The organism is Curtobacterium sp. MCBA15_008, assembly GCF_001865065.1.
GTDB lineage: Bacteria > Actinomycetota > Actinomycetes > Actinomycetales > Microbacteriaceae > Curtobacterium.
The window spans coordinates 159,787-186,258 of the sequence record NZ_MJGN01000010.1 but is presented as its reverse complement, the minus strand read 5'-3'; the positions used below and the strand labels follow the sequence as shown (position 1 = coordinate 186,258).

Sequence of the window (26,472 nt, the reverse complement as noted above, 5' to 3'; positions counted from 1 at the left end):
CTGCAACGGTTGCGTGTGCAAGGTGCGACAACGTGCTCGTCGTTCGACAAGCGCTTTGTCGCTCGCCACGCCCTCGCACCCGACCGCACGCGCACGGCGACCCGGCAGCCCGCTGGTGCGCCCTACGCGCCCGACCGCTCCCACGGCGCCGGGAACGGGAAGTACTTCTCGAGGAAGCCCGTCACGCGCTCGGTCCGCTCCTCGTCGCTCACCTCGGGGAAGCTCCCGTCGTTGAGGCAGAAGAAGTCGGCGTTCCGCTTCTTGAGCAGGTCGTCGAGCGCTCGGAGGCCGGACTGCATCGTCGTGTCGATGTACCGCACGTCCGCGTTCTCCTGCACGATCGCGCGACCGGTGAGCAGCGAGTAGTAGTGGTAGAGCGAGTTGGTGACGGAGATGTTCTCGGCCGCGCGGAACCGCGAGGCAGCGGTCGCCGCGAACTCGTCGGCGAACTCGTGCTCCATCTCGGTCATGATCGACTTCCGGAGCGGCGTCGGCGCGTGCTCGAGGTGCCGGGTCGTGACCGCACCGAAGCGCTGCTGCAGCAGCCGCCGGTTGACGCGGGCGGAGTTCTCGAAGCCGCTGCGCGCCGGGTTGTTCGAGCCGAGGCCGATCCGGGTCGTGGCGAGGATGAACTTCGTCACCGAGCCCGGGCTGAAGAACACCGACGGGTCGACCAGGCGCCCGAAGAACATGTCGTCGTTCGAGTAGATGAAGTGCTCGCTGATGCCCGGGATGTGGTGCAGCTGCGACTCGACGGCCTGCGAGTTGTGCGTCGGCAGGACGGACGGGTCGGCGAAGAACTCCTCGCTCCGCACGATGCGCACCTTCGGGTGGTCGGCGAGCCACGCCGGCGCCGGCGAGTCGGTGGCGATGTAGATCTGGCGGATCCACGGCGCGAACGTGTGCACGGACCGGAGCGCGTACTTCAGCTCGTCGATCTGGCGGAAGCGGGCCGGAGCGTCGTCGCCCTCGCCCAGCACGGCACCGGACTGCGCGGCCTGTCGGGCGCGCTGGTACTCGATGGCGTTGCCGTCGACCCACGAGAACACGATGTCGATCGGGAAGCGGATGTCCGAGACGTGGTCGTCGAACATGTGCTCGACGGTGCGCCAGGTGCGGCCGTACCGCTCGATGTCGACGAGCACGAACTCGTCGGTCGGCAGGCTGCGGCGCATCAGCGCGTTCTCGACGGGTGCGAGCACCTCGGTGTCGGTGACCCGCCAGAACTCGACCTGCACGCTCGTCTCGGCGCCGTAGCGGAGCCGTCCGAGGGGCTCGACGCGGGGGCGGAACACGCGGAGGACGGGTTCGTCGACGGAGGCCAGGCCGTCGTCGATGACGAGCACCGCGGGCTTGCCCGGCGGCTTCGCGTAGAACGGCTCGTTCGCGGCGGCGGCCATCACGGCGCTCTCCGCACGCTGCCGGTCGCGCTCGTCGAGGGCGATCACCGGACGCTGGTCGTTCCCGCGGATGAGCAGGTGGTCGACGTCGCCGGCGGTGAGTGCGTCGTCGAGGAACAGGAGGTCCTCGATCATCGACTGCTGCGGGGTGAGGTGGCCGTTGACGAGCGTGAGACGACCCTTGCGGACGACGACGTCCGGCCGGTCGAGACCGCCGGAGGACGGTCGAGGGTTCAGCAGAGGACTCTCGGTCACCGGCTCGGTCTCGTTGCTCATCCATGCCCTTCGGGTCGATCGGCCGGGTCCTGCACCCGGCCTCTGCGATCCTACCGTCCGCGCGGACGCTCGGCCCGCTGGTGGCGGTTCAGGGCCTGGAGGCGCTGCTCGCCGCCGCCTCGCGCGGCACCTTGACGAGGATGCCCACGACGATGAAGAGCGCCGCTGCGACGAGCTGGAGGCCCGCCCAGACCTGGCCCGGGATCTCCACGACGGCGAGCGGGTTCCAGCAGACCGCGACGGCGGCCATCAGGACGGCTGCCCACCAGGCACGGCCGCGGACGGTGAACACGAGCACGATGAGGGCCAGCACGGTCACACCCCAGCGGGCGAAGACGAACGCCGACGAGTCGACGATCGCGACGCACGCGAGCAGGACGATCGCGGCGATGAGCGACGGTGCGAGCGCGGGCCGGGTGAACGGCGGCAGCTCCGCCGTGCCGCTGCCCGCGGTCCCTCGTGCCGGCGTCGTGGGCAGCCCGCTCTGGGACGACCCCACCGGGGGCCGCCCCTTCCGAGCTGCCATCAGGCCGAGGCGCCGTCGAGGTCGATCGCCTGGATCGAGCGGGACATCGGCGGGAGCTCGCGGACCCGCTCGAGGGCCGGCACGAGTTCGGCGAGGTACGCGCGGTAGCCCTCGTCGGTGAGGTGCAGCCCGTCGTCGGTGAAGCGGTCGTCGAGGTGGTCGCCGTCGGCGAGGGCCGGCCACGCGTCGAGGTACTGCGCATGGCAGGTCGCGACGAACTGGCGGAGGTGCCGGTTGGCGGCCTCGATCTTCGGGGTGAAGTCGGCCTGGCGGGGCAGGATCGACACGAGCAGGAGCCGCACGCCCGGGAGCTCGCGCCGGAGCGTGACGAGCACCGACTCGACCCCGCGGACCACGTGTTCGACGCTCGCGCGGTGGTTGCCGAAGTCGTTGGTGCCGACGAGCAGGACGATCACCTCGGGCTGCTGCGCGATCACGTCGTCGAGGCGCGCGAGCACCCCGTCGGTGGTGTCGCCGCTGACGCCCTGGTTGACGGTGCGCTCCCCCGGCAGCCAGTCGCCCCACGACCCCTGGGCCGTGATGCTGTCACCGAGGAACAGGACGGCGCCGTGGTCCTCGGTGGTCGCTGCCCCGTCGGGCTGGACTGCGTCGTCGGGCTGGACTGCGTCCGCGGTCATGCTGCCTCCTCGTGTGCCGGTTCCTGGTTCCCATTCTGCTGGGTCCAGTTCCGCCCCGTCGACTCGGTGTGCTCGGACTCGCGTTCGGCGGCGGCCGTGATGCGCTCCACCATGCCGGGGAAGATCACCCCGTGGAACGGCAGGATCGAGTACCAGTACAGCCGGCCGGACAGCCCCTGGGGGAAGTAGATCGCCCGCTGCCGGTAGTCGCTGCCGCCGTCCTCGGCCGGGGTCACGGTCATCTCGAGCCACGCGCGGCCCGGTGACTTGAACTCGGCGCGGAGGCGCAGGTAGCGCCCGCGCTCCAGCCGCTCGACACGCCACCAGTCGAGGGCGTCGCCCTGCTCTAGGCGCTTCGGGTCACGACGGCCACGGCTGAGGCCGACCCCGCCGGCGATCTTGTCCATCCACCCGCGGGCGACCCAGGCGAGCGGGAACGAGTACCAGCCGTTCTCGCCGCCGATGGACTCGACGACGCGCCAGACGTCCTCGGCCGAGGCGGACGAGTGCCGCTTCCGGTCGTCGACGTACACGGTGTGGCCGGCCCAGTCGGGGTCGCTCGGCAGCGGGTCCGCCGGCGTCGCCGCGAGGGTGGCGTTCCGCCAGCTCGTCTCGACCTCGCCCGTCCGCATGCGGCTGAGCGCGAGCCGCACCGCGCGGCGGTAGGTAGTCAGCCCGCCCTCAGGACGCGAGACCACGTCGTCGATGTCGTGCTCCCGCTGGACGCACTCGAACTGCAGCGACTCGATGATCGGCGTCGCGAGCTTCCGCGGGATCGGCGTGACGACGTTGAACCAGTGCGCTGCGAGGCGCGGCGTGAGCACCGGCAGGACCGAGATCGGGCGCTGCGGCAGCTTCGCCTCGACCGCGTACCCGTTGAGCATCTGGCCGTAGCGCAGCACGTCGGGCCCGCCGATGTCGAATGTCCGGTTGACGTCGGACGGGATCTCGAGCGCCTGCACGAGGTAGTAGAGGACGTCGCGCACGGCGATCGGCTGGATGCGGTTCCGCACCCACCGCGGTGCCGGCATCCAGGGCAGGACGTCGGTGACGTGGCGGATCATCTCGAACGAGGTGCTCCCCGACCCGATGACGACGCCGGCCTGGTAGGCGATCGTCGGCACTCCGGACTGGAGCAGGACGTCGCCGACCTCCTTCCGGCTGCGGAGGTGCTTCGACAGCTCGCCGTCCGGGTGCAGCCCGCCCAGGTAGACGAAGCGACGGACGCCGGCGGCCTTCGCCTCGTGCGCCATGGTCTCGGCGGCCTGGCGCTCGGCGCGCTCGAAGTCGCCCTCCGCCCCCATCGCGTGCGCGAGGTAGTAGACGGCCTCGACCCCCTCGACGGCGGCGCGCACCGCCGTGGCGTCCTGCAGGTCGCCCTCGGCGATCTCGACGTCGTCGTGCCAGGGGACGTCCTGGAGTTTCCGAGGGGTGCGGACGAAGACCCGGACGCTGTGGCCGGCTTCGAGGAGACGTGGGACGAGGCGACCGCCGATGTACCCGGTGGCCCCGGTGACGAGGACGTGCATGCGGGGAACGGTACGCGGGTCGCCTCCGGGTAGGCTTGCGGGGTGGACAATGCAGCGTTCCCCGCCGAACCCCAGCAGATCAGTGCCGATGTCGTCCGGGGTCTCATCGACCACGCGATCCTGAAGCCCGAACTCACCCGTGCGGACGTCGACGCCCAGCTCGACGAGGCCGCCCGGTACCGCGTCTTCAGCGTGTGCGTCCGTCCGAGCGACGTCGCCCACGCGGTCGAGCGCCTGCAGGGCACCGGGGTCGGCGTCGGCACCGTCATCGGCTTCCCGCACGGCACCACGTCCACCGGCGCCAAGGTCGCCGAGTCGCTCCAGGCGCTCGCCGACGGCGCCTTCGAGCTCGACATGGTCCAGAACATCGGCGCCGCCAAGTCCGGCGACTGGGAGCGCGTCGAGGCCGACGTCCGCGCCGTGGTCGACGCCGCGGGCAGCACCGTCGTGAAGGTCATCCTCGAGACCGCGTTCCTCACCGACGACGAGATCGTCGCCGCCTCCCGCGCGGCCCGGTCGGCCGGCGCGGCCTTCGTGAAGACCTCCACCGGGTTCGCCGGCGGCGGTGCGACGGCCGAGCACATCCGCCTCATGCGCGAGACCGTCGGACCCGACACCGGTGTGAAGGCCTCGGGCGGCGTCCGCGGGCTCGACACCCTGCTCGAGATGGTCGAGGCCGGAGCGAACCGCATCGGCACGAGCGCCTCCGCACGCATCCTCGACGACGTGGCCCACCGCACCGAGACCGGCACCGCGTCGGCCCTCGGCGACGACACCACGTCCTACTGACCGGAGCGGCCGGCGTCGACGACGTCGGCCGGCCCACCCGACCCGACCCACCACGCGGGCCGGTGCCCACCGGACGCGAGGCTGCGTCCCGGAGCCGCACCGTGCCTCCAGTCCGCCGCATCGGAGCGAGCATGACCACCACCGCAACGCAGACCACCCCGCTGGCCCTCGCCGTCGACCTCGGCGGCACCAAGGTCGAGGCCGCGCTCGTCACCGACGCCGGCGTCGTGCTGCCGGCCACGCGCTTCCGCAGCCCGACCGGACCGCAGCGCACCTCCGACGAACTGCAGGCGGCGGTCGACGAGGTCGTCACCGCGGCCCTCGCGGCCCTGCCCGTCGACGCGACGCTCGTCGGCGTCGGGATCGGCTCGGCCGGCCCCGTCGACGAGGAGCACGGGCTCGTGTCGCCGCTCAACATGCCGGTCTGGCGCGGCTACCCGCTGCGCGACCGCGTCGCGGCGCACGTGCCGGCCGGCGTCCCGGTGACCCTCCGGATGGACGGGCTGGCGATCACGCTCGCCGAGCACTGGGTCGGGGCGGCGCAGGGGTACGACCACGTGATGGGCATGATCGTGTCGACCGGCGTCGGCGGCGGGCTCATCCTGCACGGCCGCACCGTGAGCGGTCCGACCGGCAACGCCGGGCACATCGGCCACGTCGAGTGCGGCGGCTTCGACGACCACTGCGCCTGTGGTGGCACCGGGTGCCTCGAGGCGATCGCCAGCGGCCCGAAGACCGTCGCCTGGGCACAGCGCCAGGGCTTCACGGGCACCACCGGCGAGGAGCTGTCGGCGGCGTACGCGGCCGGCGACGAGATCGCCGTCGCTGCCGTCCAGCGGAGCGGCCGGGCGCTCGGGCAGGCGATCGCCGCCGCCACGAGCCTGGTCGACCTCGAGATCGTCGCGGTCGGTGGCGGGTTCTCGCACGTCACACCCGACCTGTTCGAGTACGCGCGGCAGGCCGTCGCGGAGCGCGTCGAGTTCGGCTTCGTCACTAAGGTGCGGATCGTCCCGACCGGCCTGTCGCAGGACGGTCCGCTCATCGGAGCGGCAGCGCTCGTGCACCGCGCGGACGTCCTGCGCTGAGTCCGCGCCGTTGAGCGCCGCGCCGGTCCCTGGGAGCGGCCGTCGGCTGTGGAGGTGACCGGTGACGGCCTGGAGGCGCGGTGCGGGCCCGCCACGCGCCTCCAGTCCGTCTGCACGCCGTCCGCTGTCCACAGGGGTGCCGGACGGACAGGGTGGTCCGGCAGGATGTGCGGGTGCCCCGCTCGCGACTCCTGACCAGCGACGACTGGCCGGAGGCCGAACTGCGCGCCGCGGTGCTCGCCGGTGAGCTGGTGCCCGTCGGACCGTGCTGGGCCTCCCCCGCCGAGCCGCAGACGCCGGCGCTGCGGGCGGCCGCTGCCGCCTGGGTCCTCCGTGACGGGCGGCTCATCGCGAGCACGCTGACCGCCGCGTGGATCTGGGGTGCGGTGTCGCGGCCGCCAGCCCCGCTCGAGGTGTGCGTCCCGCCGCAGGTCCGGGTGCACGTTGACGCCGACGTCCGCCTCCGCGAGGTCCGCATCGACCTGCGCGACACCGTCCGGCTCGGTGCCCTCCGCGTGACGGTGCCGGCGCGGACCGCCGTCGACCTGCTGCGCACCCCGGGTACGGCGGGCGGGCGGTTCGGTTGTGCCGAGGCCTCCGCCGTGGCCGGGCTCCTGGCGACCGGTGCCACGTCGGCGGCAGTGGTGCTCGAGCGGCTCTCCGCCCTCGGGACCGTGCCGATGGTCCGGCAGGCCGAGCGACGGCTGCGCGACGTGCAGGAGGCCGCTCAGCCCCCGACCGACGACGGCCCGGTCAGCCCGCGCTGACGCGGTAGACGTCGTAGACGGCGTCGATCCTTCGGACGGCGTTCAGCACGCGGTCGAGGTGCGTCGTGTCGCCCATCTCGAACACGAACCGGCTCAGGGCCAGACGGTCCGACGAGGTCGACACGGTCGCCGACAGGATGTTGACGTGGTGGTCCGTGAGGACGCGGGTGACGTCGCTGAGCAGGCCCGACCGATCGAGCGCCTCGATCTGGATCTGCACGAGGAACACCGACTTCGACGACGGGGCCCACTCGACCTCGATCATCCGGTCCGGCTCGTTCATGAGCGACTTCACGTTCGTGCAGGACGCCTGGTGCACCGAGACGCCCTGGCCCCGGGTGATGAACCCGACGATCTGGTCGCCCGGCACCGGGGTGCAGCACTTCGCGAGCTTCACGAGGATGTCCGGCGCACCACGGACCAGCACGCCGCTGTCGCTGTTGCGCAGCTGCCGGCTCGTCACCTGGCGCGGGAACGCGAGCTCCGGTTCGTCCGTCTCGGTCTCGGCCTGGACGTTGCCGAGGACCTTCTCGATGACCGACTGGGTCGAGACGTGCCCCTCGCCGATGGCGGCGTACAACGCGGACACGTCGTCGTACCGCATCGAGGACGCCACCTCGGAGATGGAGTCCTGGCTCATGATCCGCTGGAGCGGCAGGTTCTGCTTGCGCATCGCGCGGGCGATCGCGTCGCGGCCCTGCTCGATCGCCTCTTCGCGGCGTTCCTTCGTGAACCACTGCTTGATCTTGTTCCGGGCACGCGGGCTCCGGACGAAGGTCAGCCAGTCCTGGCTGGGACCGGAGTCGGGGTTCTTCGAGGTGAAGATCTCGACGACGTCACCACTCGACAGCGCGCTCTCGAGCGGCACGAGTCGACCGTTGACCTTGGCACCCATCGTGCGGTGCCCGATCTCGGTGTGCACGGCGTACGCGAAGTCGACCGGGGTCGCGCCCGAGGGCAGGCCGATGACCTTGCCCTGCGGCGTGAAGACGTACGTCTCCTTCGCACCGATCTCGTACCGGAGCGAGTCGAGGAACTCCCCCGGGTCGCTCGTCTCGGCCTGCCAGTCCGTGATGTGCGCGAGCCAGGCCATGTCCTGGTCGGTCGCCGACGAGGTGTCGACGTCGCGACCGGCCGCGCGCTGCTTGTACTTCCAGTGCGCCGCGACACCGAACTCGGCACGCTGGTGCATCTCGTGCGTGCGGATCTGGATCTCGACGGCCCGACCCTGCGGCCCGAGGACCGTGGTGTGGAGCGACTGGTACAGGTTGAACTTCGGCGTCGCGATGTAGTCCTTGAAGCGCCCCGGCAGCGGCGTCCACCGCGCGTGGACGGACCCGAGCATGGCGTAGCAGTCGCGCACCGTCGGCACGAGGACGCGGATGCCGACCAGGTCGTAGATCTCGTCGAACTCGCGCCCGCGGACGATCATCTTCTGGTAGATCGAGTAGTACTGCTTCGGCCGCCCCATGACGTCGCCACGGACCTTCGCCGCCTTGAGGTCCTTCTTGAGCGTGCCGATGACGTTCTGCACGAACTGCTCGCGCTTCGGCTGGCGTTCCTTGACCAGGCTGTCGATCTCGACGTAGAGCTTCGGGTGCAGGACCGCGAACGAGAGGTCCTCGAGCTCGAGCTTGATCATCTGGATGCCGAGCCGGTGCGCGAGCGGCGCGTAGATCTCGAGCGTCTCCTTCGCCTTCCGGGTTGCGGAGGCGGACTCCACGAAGCCCCAGGTGCGGGCGTTGTGCAGGCGGTCGGCGAGCTTGATGACGAGCACCCGGATGTCCTTCGACATCGCGATGACCATCTTGCGGACGGTCTCGGCCTGGGCGCTGTCGCCGTACTTGACCTTGTCGAGCTTCGTGACGCCGTCGACGAGCATGGCGATCTCGTCGCCGAAGTCCTGGCGCAGCTGGTCGAGCTGGTAGTCGGTGTCCTCGACGGTGTCGTGGAGCAGCGCGGCGGCGATCGTGATCGTGCCGATGCCGAGGTCGGCCAGGATCTGCGCCACTGCGACCGGGTGCGTGATGTACGGCTCGCCCGACTTCCGCTTCTGCCCGTCGTGCGCGCGCTCCGCGACCGAGTAGGCGCGCTCGATGAGCGTGACGTCGGCCTTCGGGTGGTGCGAGCGCACCGTGCGGATCAGGGTGTCGACGGCGCCGGCGGGCTGCGCACGCGAGAACAGCCGGGGCAGCAGCGACCGGAGGGAACCGAGGTTGCCGGTGGTGTTCGGGCCGAGCGGGCTGGACGGACGCGGAGCAGAACCGGGGCGGCTGGCGCCCTCGCGTGCTGCGCCCTCGCCGCGCGCTGCGTCCTGGGGGGTGGACTCACGGGTGTCCGTCATGGTGCGCCTCCCAGGGACTCGGCCAGAGCTCGGTCAGAGCTCGATCCGAGCTCGATCCGACAAGACTACGCGTGCCCGGTCAGTGCTCGTGACGCGGTTCGCCCTGGGCGTCCGGCCGGACGACCGGGGCGCCGGACTGCTCCCACGCGACCATCCCGCCGGTGAGGTTGACCGCCGGCACGCCGGACTGCTCGAGCGCTGCCACCACACGGGCCGAACGGCCGCCGGAGTGGCAGATGATGATCGCCGGCTCGTCGCCGCCGTCGATCTCCTTCCAGCGGGCGACCAGCTCGGACATCGGCACGAGCGTGGCCTCGGGCGCGTGGACGTCGTCCCACTCCCCCTGCTCGCGGACGTCGAAGAGCCGCGCGCCGGACTCGAGGCGACGACGTGCCTCGGCGACGTCGATCTCGGTGATCTCGGTGGGCATCAGACCTCCGCCGTCGCGTCGACCTCGCGCCGACGCTTCTCGGCGGCGGCCTGCTTCTTCGCGTCGGCCTGCTTGACCTTCGGCTCGTTCTCGCGCAGGTGTGCGTACATCGGCGACGCGATGAAGATCGTCGAGTAGGTGCCGACGATGATGCCGATGAAGAGCGCCAGCGAGATGTCGCGGAGCGTGCCCGCGCCGAGGACGTACGACCCGATGAAGAGGATCGCCGCGACGGGCAGGAGCGCCACGACCGAGGTGTTGATCGAGCGGACGAGCGTCTGGTTGACCGCCAGGTTGACCGACTGCACGAAGGTGCGGTGCGATTCCTGACTCGTGTTCTCGCGCACCTTGTCGAACACCACGACGGTGTCGTACAGGGAGTACCCGAGGATCGTCAGGAAGCCGATGACCGCGGCGGGCGTGACCTCGAGCCCGACGATGCCGTACACACCGGCCGTGATGAGGAGGTCGTGCAGCAGCGCGACCATCGCGGAGACCGACATCTTCCACGTGCGGAAGTACACCGCCATGAAGACCGCGGCCAGCGCCAGGAAGATCACGAGCCCGCGGATCGCCTGGGCCAGCACGTCGGCGCCCCAGGTCGCACCGATGAACGTCGCCGCGACCTTGTCCTCGGGCACGTCGTACGCCTTCGCCAGGGCGTCCTGCACCTCGGTGGTCTCACGGTCCGTCAGCTGCCCGGTCTGCACGCGGATGCCGTGCTGGCCGAGCTGCGAGACGCGCGGGACGCCCTCGGGGACGATCGACTCGACCGTCTCCGTCGCGAGGTTCTGGTCGAGGGTCTTCACGTCGGAGAGCGTGAACTCGGAACCGCCGGTGAACTCGATGCCGAGCTGGTACCCGCCGCGGAGCCACGGCACCGCGAGCGAGATCACGATCGCGATGACCGCGATGAGGTACCAGGTCTTGCGCCGGCCGACGATGTCGTACGAGCGCTTGCCCGTGTAGAGGTCGCTGCCGAACTGGCTGAAGCTGGCCATCAGTCGTCCTTCCCGTCCGGCGTGGTGCCGTTCTCGACGGAGCCCTGCTGGGCCTTCCGCTCCGCGATCGTCTGTCGGCGCTGGGCCTCGCCCGCACTGCGCTGGCGCTTGCCGTCGACCACGGGGGCGCGGAACTGTGCCCGTCCCCGGTAGACGGCGCCGAGGGCCGCTGGATCGAGCCCGCTGAACTTGTGGCCCTCGCCGAAGAACCGGCTGCGGGCGATGATCTGCATCATCGGGTGCGTGAACATCACGACCACGACGACGTCGATGAGGGTCGTGAGGAGCAGCGTGAACGCGAAGCCCTTCACGTCGCTCACCGCGAGGATGTAGAGCACGATCGCGGCGAGGAAGTTGATCGAGTCGGACGCCAGGATCGTGCGCAGCGCGCGCTTCCAGCCGGACTCCACGGCGCTCTCGAGCCCCCGACCGTCGCGCAGTTCGTCGCGGATGCGCTCGAAGTAGACGATGAAGGAGTCGGCCGTGATGCCGATGGCCACGATCAACCCCGCGACGCCGGCGAGCGACAGGCGGTAGTCGACGCGCCAGGACATGATCGCGATGACCAGGTAGGTCAGGGCCGCGGCCACACCGAGCGAGAGCACCGTGACGAAGGCCAGTGCCCGGTACTGGATGACCGAGTAGATGATCACCAGGATGAGCCCGATCAGGCCGGCGACGAGGCCGCCGACGAGCTGCGCGGTACCGAGGGTCGCCGAGATGTTCTCGTTCGACTGCACCTGGAAGTTGATCGGCAGGGCGCCGTACTTGAGCTGGTCGGCCAGGGTCTTCGCGGACTCGGCGGTGAAGTTGCCGGTGATCTGCGCCTTGCCGTTGGTGATCGCCGCGTTCGTGCTCGGGGCGGTGATCACGGAGCCGTCGAGGACAATCGCGAACTGGTTCTGCGGGGCCTGCAGCGACACCAGGCGGTTCGTGACCGTCCGGAAGTCCTTCGTGCCCTCACCGTTGAACGTCAGGTTGACGGCCCACTGACCTGTCGAGGTGCCCTGCGAGTCGGTCGCGAGACCGGACGTCGCGTTGCTGATGTTCGAACCCGAGACCTCGACCGGTCCGAGGATGTACTTCGCCGCACCGTCCGCGTCGCACGTCACGAGGGGCTCGTCGTCGGGCGCCGTGGTGACGTCGTCCGGCGCCTTGCAGTCGTAGTTCGTGTAGAGGTCCTGCAGCTTCGGCGTGACCCAGTTGAGGTCGCTCGCGTTCGACGGCTTCGCGCTCGGCGTCGCGGCGAGTGACGCCGGCGGCGAGTACGGCGTCGGGGACGCGGACGAGTCGGCGTCGCCACCGACCGAGGAGCTCGTCGCCGCCTCGGTGTAGAGGACCGGGCGGAACGTCAGCTTCGCTGCGGCCTCGATGCGGTCGATCGTCGCCTTGTCCGGCTTGCCCGGGATGGAGACGACGATGTTGTTCGTCCCCTGGGTGTTGATCTGCGACTCGGAGACACCCGTGGCGTTGATGCGCTGCCGGATGATGTTCACGGCCTGGTCGAGCTGCTGGTTCGTCACCGAGCCGCCCTCGGTGTTCTGGGCCGCGAGGGTCAGTTGCGTGCCGCCCTGCAGGTCGAGGGCGAGTTCCGGGACCCAGCTGGCCCCTTCGAACCACTTGCCGCTGTCGTCCTTCGTGGATCCGGCGAGGATCGACGCGGCGGTGTTCAGACCCGCGAGGACCGCCATCAGGATCACCAACCAGGTGAGCGAGCGGATCGCCTTCTTGACGGGTGTCGATCGTGCCACCGGTCGTCTCGTCTTTCTGTCAGGACCGACGGTCGTGACCGGCGGCAGGTGTCGCCGCCGGATCGGTGGACCCGGCGGCCGAGGTGTCAGTCTTCGGTCTTGCGCTTCGCCGCGTCGGCGTCGGCGTCGGTCGGGTCGACGCGCTCACCGTAGACCGGCTCGCCGTTGAGCTCGGCGACGGGCTTCGGCGCTGCCGGCTCGTCTTCCGGCGTGGCGGTGGTCTCGATGTCCGACGCGCTGTCGTCGACGACGCGCGACAGGGTCTGACGGTGCACGGTGACGACGGTGCCGGGGGCGATCTCGACGTCGGCGGTGACCTTCTCGTCGTCGACCGACAGGAGCGTGCCGTACAGGCCGAAGGACAGCATCACGCGAGCACCCGGCACCATCTTGGTGGCGAGCTCGCCCTGCTGCTTCTTGCGCTTGCGGCTGTTGTAGAACATGAAGGCCGCGAACGCCACGACGATGACGATGAGGATGACTTCTTGACCCATGATGCGATGCCTTCTCTGGTTGCTCGGTTTCGGGCCGTAGCAGTCTAGGGCACACGACTGTGCGTGGCATGTCACCCCGGACCGCCCGGACGGTCAGACGGTGTCGGGATCGGTGTCGTCGTCGAACAGACCGGGTTGCGCGCCGGCCGCCTGCCCCGGGGTCATGCCGAAGTGGCGCCACGCCTGGGGGGTGGCGATCCGGCCGCGCGGGCTCCGGGTGACCAGGCCGACGCGCACGAGGAAGGGCTCGACGACCGACTCGATCGTCTCGGACTCTTCACCGACGGACACCGCCAGCGTGTTGAGGCCCACCGGTCCCCCGTCGAACCTGGTGAGCATGATCTCGACGACGGCGCGGTCGAGGCGGTCGAGACCGAGCTCGTCGACGTCGTAGAGGTCGAGGGCGCCCTGCACGGCCGCCATGCCGTCGGTCGTCCGGTGCACGAGCGCGTAGTCCCGCACGCGGCGCAGCAGACGGTTCGCGATGCGGGGTGTGCCGCGCGACCGTCCGGCGATCTCGCGCAGTGCCGTGCGGTCGATGTCGAGTTCGAGCAGGTGAGCGGCCCGGATGAGGACCTGCTCGAGCTCGTCCTTCTCGTAGAACTCGAGGTGCGCGGTGAACCCGAAGCGGTCGCGGAGCGGGTTCGGCAGCAGGCCGGCGCGCGTCGTGGCCCCGACGAGGGTGAACGGCGCGAGGTCGAGCGGGATGCTCGTCGCGCCGGCGCCCTTGCCGACCATGACGTCGATCCGGAAGTCCTCCATCGCCAGGTAGAGCATCTCCTCCGCCGAGCGTGCCATGCGGTGGATCTCGTCGATGAACAGGACCTCGCCGGGGACGAGGGACGACAGCACGGCCGCGAGGTCGCCGGCGTGCTGGATCGCCGGCCCGCTCGACATCCGCAGCGGACGGCCGGACTCGTGCGCGACGATCATCGCGAGCGTGGTCTTGCCGAGCCCGGGCGGGCCCGCCATCAGGATGTGGTCGGGGGTGCGGTCCTGCATCGCGGCGGCCTTGAGGAGCAGGTCGAGCTGCCCGCGGACCTTGCGCTGGCCGACGAACTCGTCGAGGGACTTCGGGCGGAGCGCGCCCTCGAACGCGAGCTCTTCCTGCGACTCGGCGCTGGCGGCGGTGATGCCGCTCACCGGCCAGCCCCGGCGGGACGGAGCGCACCGAGCGCCGCGCGGAGCAGCGCCTGCGTCCCCATGGTCGCCGCACCCGGCTCGGTCGCGATGGTGTCGTCGACCGCACGCTGAGCCGCGTCCTCGCGCCAGCCGAGCCCGACCAGCGCCTCGACGACGTCGACGGCGGCCGGGTGGGCCGCTCCCCCGCGGGCGGCTGCGACGACGGGCGCCTGCTCGAACGCGGCGAGCTTGCCGGACAGGGCGACGATGATGAGCTTGGCGGTCTTCGGGCCGATGCCGGAGACCTTCCGGAACGCGCCGTCGTCGTCGTTCGCGACGGCGTTCGCGACCTGCGCGGGTTCCATGTGGGCGAGGACGCCCATCGCCGACTTGGGGCCGACGCCCGAGACGCTGCGGAGCAGGTCGAACACCTGGAGTGCGTCGGTGGACTCGAAGCCGAAGAGCAGGTGCTCGTCCTCGCGAACGATCATCGCGGTGCGGAGGAAGACCTCGGCACCGTGCCGCATCGACAGCGCGTGGGCCGGCGTGACCGTGACGGCGTACCCGACGCCCCCGACCTCGACCACGACGGCCGATCCGGCGACGTCGATGCAGGTGCCCCGGAGACTCGCGATCATGCCCCGAGCCTACGGCCGCCCACCGACGATGCCGACCTGCCACGCTGCGGTCGTGCCGCGGCGGCCGCCGCACGGGCGAGCGGGGAGTCCACGGTGCCGCCCTGGGCGTCCCGCCACGCACGCTGTGCCGGGGTGAGGTTCGTCGGACGCGAGCCGACGGTGTCGGGCGAGCCGAGCCTCCAGGCATGGCACACGGCCAACGCGAGCGCGTCGGCGGCGTCGGCCGGCTTCGGGGCCTCGTCGAGCCCGAGTACGCGCGCGATCATCGTCTGCACCTGCCGCTTGTCGGCGTTGCCGTAGCCCGTGACCGCGGCCTTGACCTCGGACGGGGTGTGCAGTCCGACCGGCAGCCCGCGGGCGGCCGCGGCGTGGAGCGCCAGACCGGCCGCCTGCGCGGTGCCCATCACGGTGCGGACGTTCGCCTGCGCGAACACGCGCTCCACGGCGACGGCGTCCGGTCGGTGCTCGTCGATCTCGGCCGCGATGCCGTCGGCGATGAGCAGGAGGCGCTGCTCGAGCGCCATGTCCGCCGGCGTGCGCACGACCGTCACGTGGACGAGCCGGGCGCGCCGGTTCGGTGCGACCTCGACCACGCCGACGCCGCACCGCGTGAGCCCGGGGTCGACCCCGAGCACGCGCAGCATCGGGCTAGTCCTCGTCCTCGTCGAGCTCGGCCTGCACGTCGGCGGGGACCTCGAAGTTCGAGTAGACGTTCTGCACGTCGTCCGAGTCCTCGAGCGCGTCGATGAGCCGGAATACCTTGCGGGCGGTCTCGGCGTCCACCGGCACCTTGAGGCCGGGCACGAACTCGGCGTCGGCGGAGTCGTAGTCGATGCCGGCGTCCTGCAGCGCGGTGCGGGCCGCGACGAGGTCGCTCGCCTCGGTGATGACCTCGAAGCCGCCACCCTGGTCGATGACGTCCTCGACGCCCGCGTCGAGCACGGCCGTCATGACGGTGTCCTCGTCGAGGCCGTCCGTCTTCGTGACCGAGATGACGCCCTTGCGCGAGAAGTTGTACGCGACGCTGCCCGGGTCGGCCATGGTGCCGCCGTTCCGCGTCATCGCCGTGCGGACCTCGGCCGCGGCACGGTTCTTGTTGTCGGTCAGGCACTCGATGAGCATCGCGACGCCGTTGGGGCCGTAGCCCTCGTACATGATCGTCGTGTACTCGATGGTCTCGCCCGTGAGACCGGCACCGCGCTTGATGGCGCGGTCGATGTTGTCGTTGGGGACCGAGGTCTTCTTGGCCTTCTGCACGGCGTCGACGAGGGTCGGGTTGCCGGACATGTCGGCACCGCCCATTTTCGCGGCGACCTCGATGTTCTTGATCAGCTTGGCGAACGACTTGGCACGGCGCTGGTCGATGACCGCCTTCTTGTGCTTGGTCGTTGCCCACTTGGAATGCCCGGACACGGTGCTCCTTGCGTCTAGCGGAAAATCTGGCTCAGTTTACCGGTCTGGAGGCGCGGGGTCTCCCCCGCCGCGCTGGTCGCGCCGGTCGCGCCGGTCGCGCCGGTCGTGCCGGTCGTCCCGACCCGCAAGACGCAACGGTAGCGGTTGCTCGCAGGGGTATTGCGCTGCGAACTGCCGCCACCGTTGCGTTTTGCGAGATGAGAGGGCGGTGAGGCGCTGCGTGCTAGGCGCTTCGGACGAGGTCGAGGAAGCGGCGGTGGAACCGGTCCTCGCCCGCGACCTCGGGGTGGAAGGCGCTGGCGATGACGTTGCCCTGCTGCACCGCCACCGCCTGACCGTCCGGCAGGGCACCAAGGACCTCGACACCCGCGCCGTGCTGCTCCACCACGGGGGCCCGGATGAACACCGCGTGCACCGGGGCATCGCCGAGCGCCGGCATCGGGATGTCGATCTCGAACGAGTCGTTCTGGTTGCCGAAGGCGTTCCGGCGGACCGTGGTGTCGAGTACGTCGAGCGTCTGCTGCCCGGTGATGCCGTCGGTGATGCGGGAGGACAGCATGATCATCCCGGCGCACGTGCCGTACGTCGGCAGACCGCCGCGGATCGCATCGGCCAACGGCTCGGCCACGCCGAACGCACGGGACAGCTTGTCCATCACGCTCGACTCGCCGCCGGGGATCACGACGCCGTCGAGGGCCTCGATCTCCTCCGGGCGACGGAGTGGCACCACGTCGGCACCGAGCGCCGTCAACGAGGCGATGTGCTCGCGGAAGTCGCCCTGCAGCGCGAGTACCCCGATGCGGGGCCGCGCACCGCTCGTCGTGCTACCAGCCACGCTCGGCGAGGCGGTGCGGTGCGGGGACGTCGGCGACGTTGATGCCGACCATCGCCTCGCCCAGACCGCGGGAGACCTCGGCGATGACCTTTGGGTCGTCGTGGAAGGTGGTGGCCTTGACGATCGCGGCGGCACGCTTTGCCGGGTCGCCCGACTTGAAGATGCCGGAGCCGACGAAGACCCCGTCGGCGCCGAGCTGCATCATCATCGCGGCGTCGGCCGGGGTCGCGACGCCACCGGCGGTGAACAGCACGACAGGCAGCGTGCCGGTCTGCGCCACTTCCTTCACGATGTCGAACGGCGCCTGCAGTTCCTTCGCGGCGACGTAGAGCTCGTCTTCCTTGAGGTGGCGCAGTGCCGCGATCTCCTTGTTGATCGTGCGGATGTGCTTGGTCGCCTCGGAGACGTCGCCGGTGCCGGCCTCGCCCTTGGAGCGGATCATGGCGGCGCCCTCGGTGATGCGACGGAGCGCCTCGCCCAGGTTGGTGGCACCGCAGACGAAGGGGGTCGTGAACTTCCACTTGTCGATGTGGTTCACGTAGTCGGCGGGCGACAGGACCTCGGACTCGTCGATGTAGTCGACACCGAGCTCCTGCAGGACCTGAGCCTCGACGAAGTGGCCGATGCGGGCCTTCGCCATGACCGGGATCGACACCGCGGCGATGATCTCCTCGATCATCGACGGATCGGACATGCGGGCGACGCCACCCTGCGCGCGGATGTCCGCGGGGACGCGCTCGAGGGCCATGACGGCGGTCGCGCCGGCTTCTTCCGCGATGCGGGCCTGCTCGGCGTCGACGACGTCCATGATCACGCCGCCCTTGAGCATCTCGGCGAGGCCGCGCTTGACGCGGTCGGAGCCGGTGATCGAGGTGCCAGGGGTGCCGGAGGTGCTGGTGCTGTCGCTCATGATGCCGACCATCCTAGTCCGCCGCGGGCCACCCTTCGGCGACGAGACGGCGGGTCTCGCCGAGCAACTGGGACATCGACTTCGTCCGGGCGATGATCGGGAAGAAGTTCGCGTCGGACTGCCACCGCGGCACGATGTGCTGGTGCAGGTGCCCGGCGACCCCGGCCCCCGCGACCTCGCCCTGGTTCATCCCGATGTTGAAGCCGTCGCAGTGCGACACGGACCGCAGCACACGCATCGCGGTCTGGGTCAGCTCGCCGATCTCGCGGAGCTCGTCAGGAGTGGCCTCGTCGTAGAGCGGGACGTGCCGGTACGGGCAGACGAGCAGGTGCCCGTTGTTGTACGGGAACAGGTTGAGCAGCACGTACGCGTGCTCGCCCCGCGCGACGATCAGGGCGTCCTCGTCGGACTTCCGGGGTGCCTCGCAGAACGGGCAGTCGTCGTCGTGGCCGCGGCCCTTGCCGTCCCGCCCGGCGTCGATGTACGCCATGCGGTGCGGGTTCCAGAGCCGCTGAAAGGCGTCCGGGACGGCCGCGCCGGTCGCGGCGTCCCGGATCACCAACGGGTCCTGCTCGTCGTGCATCAGACCTGCGCGCGGTCGCGGATCGCGGTGAGGATGCGGTCCACGGCCTCGTCCACCGGCACGCCGTTGTCCTGGCGGCCGTCGCGGAAGCGGAAGCTGACCGCACCCGCGTCGCGGTCGTCGCCGCCCGCGATGAGCTGGAACGGCACCTTCTGCTTCGTGTGGTTGCGGATCTTCTTCTGCATCCGGTCGTCGGAGTGGTCCACCTCGGCGCGGACGCCGTGGCTGCGGAGCTTCGCCACGACCTCGTCGAGGTAGTCGCCGTACTCTGCTGCGACCGGGATCCCGACGACCTGCACCGGGGCGAGCCAGGCCGGGAACGCGCCGGCGTAGTGCTCGGTCAGGACGCCGAAGAAGCGCTCGATCGAGCCGAACAGGGCGCGGTGGATCATCACCGGACGCTGCCGGGTGCCGTCGGCCGCCGCGTACTCGAGCTCGAAGCGCTCGGGCAGGTTGAAGTCGAGCTGGACGGTCGACATCTGCCAGGTGCGGCCGATCGCGTCGCGCGCCTGCACCGAGATCTTCGGGCCGTAGAACGCCGCACCGGCGGGGTCCGGGACGAGCTCGAGGCCGGATTCCTCGGCGACCTCGCGCAGGGTGTTCGTCGCCTCGTCCCAGGTGTCGTCGTCGCCGACGTACTTCTCCGGGTCCTTCGTCGACAGCTCGAGGTAGAAGTCGTCGAGGCCGTAGTCACGGAGGAGCGAGAGCACGAACTGGAGCGTGGTGGTGAGCTCCTCCTTCATGCGGTCCTTCGTGGTGAAGATGTGCGCGTCGTCCTGGGTCATGCCCCGGACACGGGTGAGCCCGTGGATGACGCCGGACTTCTCGTTGCGGTAGACCGTGCCGAACTCGAACATCCGCAGCGGCAGGTCGCGGTAGGACCGGGCCTGCGAGCGGTACGCGAGGATGTGCATCGGGCAGTTCATCGGCTTGAGGTAGTAGTCCGCCCCCTGCCGCGTGACGTTGCCGTCCTCGTCGCGGGCCTCGTCCATGTGCATGGCCGGGAACATGCCGTCCTTGTACCAGCCGAGGTGCCCGGACTGCTCGAACAGGTCGCCCTTGGTGATGTGCGGCGTGTAGACGAAGGAGTAGCCCTCCTGCTCGTGCCGGCGGCGCGAGTAGTCCTCCATCTCGCGGCGGATGATGCCGCCCTTCGGGTGAAAGATCGCCAGGCCGGAGCCGATCTCGTCCGGGAACGAGAACAGGTCGAGTTCCGCGCCGAGCTTGCGGTGGTCGCGCTTCGCTGCCTCTTCCAGCCGGACGAGGTAGGCCTTCAGCTGGTCCTTGTCGGGCCACGCGGTGCCGTAGATGCGCTGCAGCTGCGGGTTCTTCTCGGAGCCGCGCCAGTACGCCGCCGCGACGCGCATGAGCTTCGACGCGTTGCCGATCCAGCGGGTGTGCGGGACATGCGGGCCGCGGCAGAGGTCCTGCCAGACGACCTCGCCGGTCTTCGGGTCGACGTTCTCGTAGACCGTCAGCTCGCCGGCACCGACCTCGACGCTCTCACCCGAGTCGCCGGACTCGGCAGCGCCCTTGAGGCCGATGAGCTCCTGCTTGTAGGGCTCCCCCGCCATGCGCTCGCGGGCTTCCTCGTCGGTGACGACGACGCGACGGAAGCGCTGGGCCTGCTTGACGATGCGGTCCATGCCCTTCTCGATCGCCTTGAGGTCCTCGGGGGTGAAGGGCTCGGCGACGTCGAAGTCGTAGTAGTAGCCGTCGGTGACCGGCGGGCCGATGCCGAGCTTGGCCTCGGGGTTGATCTGCTGGACGGCCTGCGCGAGGACGTGGGCAGCGGAGTGGCGGAGGATGTCGAGTCCGTCCTGCTCCTGCAGGGTCACGGCCTCGGCGGTCTCGCCGGCGGCGACGTCGGCCGCCAGGTCCTTCAGGACGCCGTCGACCCGGATCGCCACGACGCCGCGCGCACCGTCGAACAGCTCCGTGCCGGTCGTGGTCGTCGTCGCGGTGCGGGGCTCGGGTGCCTGGGGAAGCTCTTCGGGCGCGGGTGCGGCGACTGACTCGGTCACGATGATGGGACTCCTCGATCGAAATGGTGCGTCAAGACTAGTGCGAGCGTGCGGCTCAGGCGGGCACGGCACCGAGCGTGGTGACGGGCAGCCGCGGCTCGAGGCGTGCACGACCCGCCAGGCCGTCGAGTTCGAGCAGCGCGGCGAAGCCGATGGCCTGGTACCCGGCACGCTCGAGCAGGGTGATGGTGGCGGCCCCGGTGCCGCCGGTGGCGAGGACGTCGTCGACGACGAGCACCCGCGTGCCGGCGGGGAGCTGCCCCGGGCGCAGTTCGAGCTCGGCCTCGCCGTACTCGAGCGCGTACTGCTCGCTGAGGACCTCGCCGGGGAGCTTGCCGGCCTTCCGCACGGTCAGGACGCCGACCTGGTGCTGGGCGGCGATCCCACCCGCCAGGGCGAAGCCGCGGGCCTCGATGCCGGCGACCGCGGCGAACCCCTCGCCGATCGCGAACGGGGCGGCGAGGGCTTCGCAGACGCGACCGAAGGCCACCGGGTCGGAGAACACCGGCGTGACGTCGCGGAACAGGACCCCCGGCTTCGGGAAGTCCGGGACGACGGCGGTCAGGCGTTCGACGAGTGCAGCTGCGGTTTCGGTCACCCGACAACGGTACGGGAGGCGCGGGGCACGTCCGTCCCGCCCCGCACCGCGCGCGGACGGCCGGCACGGTGCGGGACGGGACGGACGGAGGTGGGCGCCTGCGGACGCTCAGTGCCAGAGGTGCAACGCCGCGCTGCGCAGGAGCCACTCGGCCTCGCGCTGCTGACGCTCCCGCTCGAGGCGGTTGCGCGTGGCGATGTCGACCGACGGTCGCACGTGGTGCGTGCGCCGGCTCCAGATGATGAGCGACATCCCGATGCGGAGCGCGATGCGGTCGGACAGCGAGACCCGGCGGCGGACCGCACGGACGTCGGGAGGGCGGGTGGTGGTGGTCTTCGTTGACAAGGTGTTCCCCTTCGAGGCGTGCCGGTTCTGGGCACGACGGAACTGCCCGGGACCCGGGCTCGAGAATGAATGCACAAGAATGCAATCCGCGGCTCGTGAGCGATTGCGCGAGCGCGGTCAGGAATTGCTGCCGATGTGTCGAGCGTCCCACCCACCACCGACATTCACGAACCACCGACCGGCGCATTCCGGCAGGCACCGCGCGGGCCACCGAAGTGGCGTCCGGGACGGTGCCGACCGAGCGTCAGCGGGGGTCGTGCCCGGGGCTGTCCGGCGAGCAGTGATCAGCTCGGACGGGCCTGGGCGCAGGTGTCGACAGGTGTCGGGCGCTCTGTGTCAGCGGACCCGGAACGGGGTGCCGCCGAACGTACGGATGCCGCGGAACGGAGTCGTTGCGGTGATCATCATGGTCAGGCCCCCTCTCGGTGTCGTGCTGACGCGGTGCTGGTGCTCGTGAACACTATCCACACCGACATTCCCCGCGCAAGCCTTTTCCGGAATTCGTCGAGAATTGCATTCCCGAACACGCAGAACACCCCCGGTGCCGATCGGCACCGGGGGTGTTCCGGGACAGGTGACTACACCGCTGCGGGGATCGCGACGGTCGCCGTGAGGGAGTCGTCGACCACGTCGATCCGGACGGTGTCGCCGCCGGTGACGGCCTCGTCCACGACGAGGGCTGCGATCCGGTCGTCGACCTCGCGCTGGATGAGCCGGCGGAGTGGACGGGCGCCGTACTCGGGCTCGTACCCGTGCTCGGCGAGCCAGTCGACCGCGGCGTCGGACACGGAGAGCTCCATGCCCTGGGCCATCAGGCGCAGCGTGGTGTCCTGCAGCAGCAGGGACACGATCGCGTGCAGCTGCGACGGGTCGAGCTTGCGGAACAGCACGATGTCGTCGATGCGGTTGATGAACTCCGGCCGCATGGACTCGCGGAGCTTGCCCATCACCCGGGCGCGCAGGTCCTCGTCCGAGTACCCGCCGTCCGTCGACGCGGAGAACCCGAGCGCACCGGAGCGCGACGCGAGGAACTCGGACCCGATGTTCGACGTCATGATGACGACCGTGTTCCGGAAGTCCACCGTTCGCCCCTGGCCGTCGGTCAGGCGACCGTCGTCCAGCACCTGCAGCAGCAGGTTGAACACGTCCGGGTGCGCCTTCTCGACCTCGTCGAGCAGGATCACCGAGTACGGGTTGCGACGGACGCGCTCGGTGAGCTGGCCGGCCTCGTCGTAGCCGACGTACCCGGGAGGGGCACCGACCAGACGGGACACGGTGTGCCGCTCTCCGAACTCGCTCATGTCGAAGCGGAGCATCGCCGACTCGTCACCGAACAGCGATCCGGCCAGGGCCTTCGCGAGCTCGGTCTTGCCGACGCCCGTCGGGCCGAGGAACAGGAAGCTGCCGACGGGGCGACGCGGGTCGCCCATGCCGGTCCGGCTGCGCCGCACCGCGGTCGCGATGGCGCGCACGGCGTCGTCCTGGCCGACGACGCGCTCGTGGAGTTCGTCCTCGAGCGCGGCGAGCCGGGTGCGGTCGCCCTGCGTGAGACGGGCCGCCGGGATGCCGGTGGCGCGTGCCACCACCTCCGCGATGTCGGCCTCCGTGATCGAGGTGCCCACGGCGGTCGGACTGGAGGCCCGTCCAGCGTCCGCCGTCGAGAGGGCGGTGATCCGCGCCTCCAGGCCTTCGATCTCGTCGCGCAGGCGCGACGCCTCCTCGTAGTGCTCCTCGGCGACGGCCGCGTCCTTCGACGCGGTCAGCGTCGCGACCTGGGCGCGGAGCGCGGAGACGTCGACGTCGCCGGAGCGGGCGAGGCGACGGCGTGCGCCGGCCTGGTCGATGAGGTCGATGGCCTTGTCGGGCAGGTGCCGGTCGGTGACGTAGCGGTGCGAGAGCTCCACCGCGGCGCGCAGGGCGTCGTCGGTGTAGGTCACGTCGTGGTGCTCGGCGTACCGAGGGGCGAGGCCGGTGAGGATCGCGACGGCGTCCTCGACGCTCGGCTCCCCCACCGTGACCGGCTGGAAGCGACGCTCGAGTGCGGCGTCCTTCTCGATCCGGCGGTACTCGTTGAGCGTGGTCGCGCCGACCATGTGCAGGTCGCCGCGGGCCAGACGGGGCTTGAGGATGTTGCCGGCGTCCATCGAGCCGCCCTCGCCGCCGCCACCGGCGCCGACGACGGTGTGGAGCTCGTCGACGAAGACGATGAGCTCGTCGGCGTGCGCCGCGATCTCGTCCATCGCCTTGGTCAGGCGCTCCTCGAAGTCGCCGCGGTACCGGGTGCCGGACAGCATGCTGGGCAGGTCGAGCGAGACCACGCGCTTGCCCTGGAGCAGCACGGGGACGTCGCCGTCCGCGATGCGCTGGGCGAGGCCCTCGACGATCGCGGTCTTGCCGACACCGGGCTCGCCGATGAGGACGGGGTTGTTCTTGGTGCGTCGGAGCAGGATCTCGACGGTCTGCTCGATCTCGTCGGCGCGGCCGATCACGGGGTCGATGCGTCCGTCACGGGCGCGCTCGGTGAGGTCGGTGCCGAACTGGTCGAGCGTCGGGGTCTCGGAGTCGCCGCGGGTCGCGGTGTCCTCGGTCGTACCGGGCATGGGGCGCCCCTCTCGTGCTGCTGCCGCGGCCTGCTGGGCGTAGTCCTGCATGACCTGCGGGGTGACACCGGCGCTCGCGAGCAGCTGCCCGGTGACGGTGTCCTGGTCCATGACGAGCGCGAAGAAGACGTGCTCGGGATCGGTGTAGGTGCTGCCGAATCCGCGCGCGGCCTGCGTGGCCTCGAGCAGGATCCGCTGGGCGGTGCCGGTCAGCGCGGGACGGCCGGACTGGTCGTCGCCGGCCTCGCGGGCCATCGGCAGGCGCTGCTCGACTTCGTCCGCCAGCTGCTCGGGGTCGACCCCGGCCTGGCGGATGACCGCGGTGAAGGGGTCGGTGCGGACGAGGACGTGCAGGATGTGCAGGGCGTCCACTTCGTGCTGGCCCTGCTCGACGGCGTACTCAGCGGTGCGCTGGAGCAGCTCGTGGGTGCGACGGCTGAGCAGTCGCGTGATGTCGACCGGGCGTCCCAGCGGTACGGATCGCTGGGCCCCGGTGTTCTGTGCCGCGAGCAGCCGTGCGAGGAACTCGTCGAACGAGTCGCTGCCGCTGGTCGGACCGAACTTTGCTGGCAAAGGGACCTCCTGGGAACTTGAGTGCCTTCGACTCAATGCAACGCAGGAGGAACCGGGTCATTCCCGGCGGTGGGAAAAAGTTGCGGCGACCCGACTCAGGTCCGGGCGATCGGTGCGGCGGTCGCCTCGGTGACGCGGACGAGGTCGGCCGGGGCCACCTCGATGTCGAAGCCGCGACGGCCGCCGGACACGAAGATGCTCGGGTACGACAGGGCGGACTCGTCCACCACGGTCCGCAGCCGGGTCTTCTGGCCGACGGGGCTGATGCCGCCGACGACGTAGCCAGTGCGCTTCTCGGCGAGGGCGGGGTCGGCGAGCGTCGCCTTCTTCCCACCGACGGCCGCGGCGATGGCCTTGAGGTCGAGGCGGTTCGCCACCGGGACGATCGCCACGGCCAGGGCGCCGTCGACCGACACGACGAGGGTCTTGAAGACCTGCTCCTCACGGAGTCCGAGGGCGGCCGCCGCCTCTTCCCCGAAGTTCGTCGCGGTCTCGTGGTGCTCGTACACGTGCGGCGTGTACGGGATCCCGGCCCGCTCGAGGGCCACGGTCGCTGGGGTGCTCGGCGAACCTGCGGTCATGGCTCGATCCTCCCCTGACCAGCCACTTCCCCCCGGACGGCGCGCGGGCGATAGCCTGAACGGACCATGACCGTCGTCGAGCTGATCCTGCGCCTAACCACCGCGCTGGTGCTCGGCGATCCCGCGGCCGGAGCGTTCCCGCTGCTGGCGGTCGCGGCGCTCGGGTTGACCGCGGTCGCCGTCGCCGTGGTGGTCGCGCAGCTGCTGGCCCTCGTGCTCGGCCTCGACGCCGACCGCTCGGGCACGCCGACCCGCGCTCCGGCCGACCTCGTCACGCGGATCGCGTGGAGCCACCCCGACGCCGACGGGCACGCCCGACCGCGTGCTCCGGGAGCCGCCACCCCGGCCTGACCACCGACCGGTGGCCGGGCCGCACACGCGACCCCTCCCGCCGAACCGATCGGAACGTCATGGACCTCACCACCCTGCCCGTCGTCGGGCCGCTGCTGCACAGCGGCGCCGACCTCCTCGCCGCGACCACCGCGGCCCTCTCCCCCGTCGCGGGCGACCTCGCCGCGGCGACCGCCGTCGTGCTGCTCACCCTGGCCGTCCGCGCCGTGCTCGTCCCGCTCGCCGTGCTGCAGGTGCGGGCCGAGCGGGATCGCCGACGCCTGGCACCGCGGATCGCGGCCCTCCGGAAGCGCTACGGGAAGGACGCCGAGCGGCTGCAGCGCGCCGTCCAGGAGCTCTACACGAGCGAGAAGGTCTCACCGCTCGCGGGCTGCCTGCCGGTGCTCGCCCAGGCGCCGGTGCTCTCGCTCGTCTACACGCTGTTCACCCACGGCACGATCGACGGCGTCACGAACACGCTCCTCGCGGCGACGCTGGCCGGGGTCCCGCTCGGGCACTCCCTCGTCGTGACGCTGACCTCGCCGCTCTGGCTGCACGCGTGGGTCGTCCTGGTGCTGCTCTCCGTGCTCGTGGTCGTCGTCGAGGCCGCACGGCGCGCGAACCTGCGGTGGAACCCGGTCGCCGTGCCGGAACCGGGAACGCCCGTCCCCGGGGCCGCCGCGACCCAGGCGATCGGGCGGTGGGCACCGTTCATCACGGTCGTCTTCGCCGCGATCGCTCCGCTCGCCGCCGCGCTCTACGTCGTCACGAGCGCGACGTGGACGCTCGGGGAGCGCGCAGTCCTGCGACGCGTGCTGGCCTAGCCCGCCCGGCGCCGGCGCACGCGCACGCGCCAGCGCCGGCGCGGATCGAACCACGGTTCCGACGTC

General features: G+C 70.8%; 26 protein-coding genes. 5 read left to right on the top strand and 21 right to left on the bottom strand.

From position 1 onward, the window contains the following. Nucleotides 1-122: 122 nt before the first annotated feature. The 4 genes from BIU96_RS05200 to BIU96_RS05185 all read right to left on the bottom strand — a co-directional run bounded on the left by BIU96_RS05200 (nt 123) and on the right by BIU96_RS05185 (nt 4,369). Complete coding sequence (locus tag BIU96_RS05200) at nt 123-1,676, bottom strand: stealth conserved region 3 domain-containing protein (protein ID WP_071291536.1); 1,554 nt, start codon at nt 1,674-1,676, stop codon at nt 123-125. Nucleotides 1,677-1,764: 88 nt separating this feature from the next. Continuing rightward, nucleotides 1,765-2,175, bottom strand: a complete 411-nt coding sequence (locus BIU96_RS05195) for a DUF6804 family protein (protein WP_254785969.1) — start codon at nt 2,173-2,175, stop codon at nt 1,765-1,767. Between the two features lie 26 nt (nt 2,176-2,201). Then, nucleotides 2,202-2,840 carry a GDSL-type esterase/lipase family protein gene (locus BIU96_RS05190; RefSeq protein ID WP_083402674.1) on the bottom strand — a complete coding sequence of 213 codons (639 nt, stop codon included), beginning with the start codon at nt 2,838-2,840 and terminating at the stop codon, nt 2,202-2,204. Beyond that, nucleotides 2,837-4,369, bottom strand: a complete 1,533-nt coding sequence (locus BIU96_RS05185) for an SDR family oxidoreductase (RefSeq protein WP_071291535.1) — start codon at nt 4,367-4,369, stop codon at nt 2,837-2,839. The genes BIU96_RS05190 and BIU96_RS05185 overlap by 4 nt, the downstream gene beginning before the upstream one ends. Before the next feature lie 42 nt (nt 4,370-4,411). Here BIU96_RS05185 and deoC point away from each other — a divergent pair, with 42 nt between their 5' ends. From deoC to BIU96_RS05170, 3 genes are all read left to right on the top strand, one after another. Further along, a complete protein-coding gene (deoC, locus tag BIU96_RS05180; RefSeq protein ID WP_302847715.1) occupies nt 4,412-5,158 on the top strand; it encodes a deoxyribose-phosphate aldolase in 747 nt (248 codons plus the stop codon). A gap of 131 nt (nt 5,159-5,289) precedes the next feature. Continuing rightward, the gene (locus BIU96_RS05175; RefSeq protein WP_071291534.1) at nt 5,290-6,243 is read left to right on the top strand and encodes an ROK family protein; all 954 of its coding nucleotides are present in this window, start codon (nt 5,290-5,292) and stop codon (nt 6,241-6,243) included. Nucleotides 6,244-6,416: 173 nt separating this feature from the next. Beyond that, nucleotides 6,417-7,010: a type IV toxin-antitoxin system AbiEi family antitoxin gene (locus tag BIU96_RS05170; RefSeq protein WP_071291533.1), complete on the top strand. Its 594-nt coding sequence runs from the start codon at nt 6,417-6,419 to the stop codon at nt 7,008-7,010. Here BIU96_RS05170 and BIU96_RS05165 read toward each other — a convergent pair. The 17 genes from BIU96_RS05165 to ybaK form a co-directional block, all read right to left on the bottom strand. Continuing rightward, nucleotides 6,997-9,354, bottom strand: a complete 2,358-nt coding sequence (locus BIU96_RS05165; protein WP_254785967.1) for a bifunctional (p)ppGpp synthetase/guanosine-3',5'-bis(diphosphate) 3'-pyrophosphohydrolase — start codon at nt 9,352-9,354, stop codon at nt 6,997-6,999. The two genes, BIU96_RS05170 and BIU96_RS05165, sit on opposite strands and share 14 nt — an antisense overlap. A 79-nt stretch (nt 9,355-9,433) precedes the next feature. Continuing rightward, complete coding sequence (locus BIU96_RS05160) at nt 9,434-9,784, bottom strand: rhodanese-like domain-containing protein (RefSeq protein ID WP_071291532.1); 351 nt, start codon at nt 9,782-9,784, stop codon at nt 9,434-9,436. Continuing rightward, on the bottom strand, nt 9,784-10,785 hold the full coding sequence (secF, locus tag BIU96_RS05155; RefSeq protein WP_071291531.1) for a protein translocase subunit SecF: 1,002 nt from the start codon (nt 10,783-10,785) through the stop codon (nt 9,784-9,786). The genes BIU96_RS05160 and secF overlap by 1 nt, the downstream gene beginning before the upstream one ends. Then, nucleotides 10,785-12,536 (bottom strand): protein translocase subunit SecD, encoded by a 1,752-nt coding sequence (secD, locus tag BIU96_RS05150; protein WP_071291530.1) that lies wholly within the window; start codon nt 12,534-12,536, stop codon nt 10,785-10,787. Before secD ends, secF begins: the two co-directional genes overlap by 1 nt. A gap of 86 nt (nt 12,537-12,622) precedes the next feature. Next, nucleotides 12,623-13,030, bottom strand: coding sequence for a preprotein translocase subunit YajC (gene yajC, locus BIU96_RS05145; protein WP_071291529.1), 408 nt, complete (start codon nt 13,028-13,030; stop codon nt 12,623-12,625). A gap of 93 nt (nt 13,031-13,123) precedes the next feature. Continuing rightward, nucleotides 13,124-14,173 carry a Holliday junction branch migration DNA helicase RuvB gene (ruvB, locus tag BIU96_RS05140; RefSeq protein ID WP_071291528.1) on the bottom strand — a complete coding sequence of 350 codons (1,050 nt, stop codon included), beginning with the start codon at nt 14,171-14,173 and terminating at the stop codon, nt 13,124-13,126. After that, nucleotides 14,170-14,790, bottom strand: coding sequence for a Holliday junction branch migration protein RuvA (gene ruvA / locus BIU96_RS05135; protein ID WP_071291527.1), 621 nt, complete (start codon nt 14,788-14,790; stop codon nt 14,170-14,172). Before ruvA ends, ruvB begins: the two co-directional genes overlap by 4 nt. After that, on the bottom strand, nt 14,787-15,431 hold the full coding sequence (gene ruvC, locus BIU96_RS05130; protein WP_243736399.1) for a crossover junction endodeoxyribonuclease RuvC: 645 nt from the start codon (nt 15,429-15,431) through the stop codon (nt 14,787-14,789). Before ruvC ends, ruvA begins: the two co-directional genes overlap by 4 nt. A 7-nt stretch (nt 15,432-15,438) precedes the next feature. After that, nucleotides 15,439-16,203 carry a YebC/PmpR family DNA-binding transcriptional regulator gene (locus BIU96_RS05125; protein WP_071291525.1) on the bottom strand — a complete coding sequence of 255 codons (765 nt, stop codon included), beginning with the start codon at nt 16,201-16,203 and terminating at the stop codon, nt 15,439-15,441. A 223-nt stretch (nt 16,204-16,426) separates the two neighbouring features. Beyond that, on the bottom strand, nt 16,427-17,038 hold the full coding sequence (gene pdxT, locus BIU96_RS05120; RefSeq protein WP_071291524.1) for a pyridoxal 5'-phosphate synthase glutaminase subunit PdxT: 612 nt from the start codon (nt 17,036-17,038) through the stop codon (nt 16,427-16,429). Further along, nucleotides 17,028-17,948, bottom strand: coding sequence for a pyridoxal 5'-phosphate synthase lyase subunit PdxS (pdxS, locus tag BIU96_RS05115; protein WP_071291556.1), 921 nt, complete (start codon nt 17,946-17,948; stop codon nt 17,028-17,030). Before pdxS ends, pdxT begins: the two co-directional genes overlap by 11 nt. 13 nt (nt 17,949-17,961) lie before the next feature. Then, nucleotides 17,962-18,531 carry an HIT domain-containing protein gene (locus BIU96_RS05110; RefSeq protein WP_071291523.1) on the bottom strand — a complete coding sequence of 190 codons (570 nt, stop codon included), beginning with the start codon at nt 18,529-18,531 and terminating at the stop codon, nt 17,962-17,964. After that, nucleotides 18,531-20,465, bottom strand: a complete 1,935-nt coding sequence (gene thrS / locus BIU96_RS05105) for a threonine--tRNA ligase (RefSeq protein WP_071291555.1) — start codon at nt 20,463-20,465, stop codon at nt 18,531-18,533. The genes BIU96_RS05110 and thrS overlap by 1 nt, the downstream gene beginning before the upstream one ends. 145 nt (nt 20,466-20,610) lie before the next feature. After that, a complete protein-coding gene (locus tag BIU96_RS05100) occupies nt 20,611-21,153 on the bottom strand; it encodes an adenine phosphoribosyltransferase (protein ID WP_071291522.1) in 543 nt (180 codons plus the stop codon). A gap of 108 nt (nt 21,154-21,261) precedes the next feature. After that, nucleotides 21,262-21,498 carry a hypothetical protein gene (locus BIU96_RS05095; protein WP_071291521.1) on the bottom strand — a complete coding sequence of 79 codons (237 nt, stop codon included), beginning with the start codon at nt 21,496-21,498 and terminating at the stop codon, nt 21,262-21,264. Nucleotides 21,499-22,076: 578 nt separating this feature from the next. Further along, nucleotides 22,077-24,671, bottom strand: coding sequence for an ATP-dependent Clp protease ATP-binding subunit (locus BIU96_RS05090; RefSeq protein WP_071291520.1), 2,595 nt, complete (start codon nt 24,669-24,671; stop codon nt 22,077-22,079). Between the two features lie 95 nt (nt 24,672-24,766). Continuing rightward, nucleotides 24,767-25,252 (bottom strand): Cys-tRNA(Pro) deacylase, encoded by a 486-nt coding sequence (ybaK, locus tag BIU96_RS05085; protein ID WP_071291519.1) that lies wholly within the window; start codon nt 25,250-25,252, stop codon nt 24,767-24,769. A 66-nt stretch (nt 25,253-25,318) separates the two neighbouring features. Between ybaK and BIU96_RS05080 the strand changes: the two genes are divergently transcribed. Together BIU96_RS05080 and BIU96_RS05075 are read left to right on the top strand one after the other, a co-directional pair. Then, nucleotides 25,319-25,603: a hypothetical protein gene (locus tag BIU96_RS05080; protein ID WP_071291518.1), complete on the top strand. Its 285-nt coding sequence runs from the start codon at nt 25,319-25,321 to the stop codon at nt 25,601-25,603. Nucleotides 25,604-25,662: 59 nt separating this feature from the next. Continuing rightward, the gene (locus BIU96_RS05075; protein ID WP_071291517.1) at nt 25,663-26,406 is read left to right on the top strand and encodes a YidC/Oxa1 family membrane protein insertase; all 744 of its coding nucleotides are present in this window, start codon (nt 25,663-25,665) and stop codon (nt 26,404-26,406) included. Nucleotides 26,407-26,472: the final 66 nt, after the last annotated feature.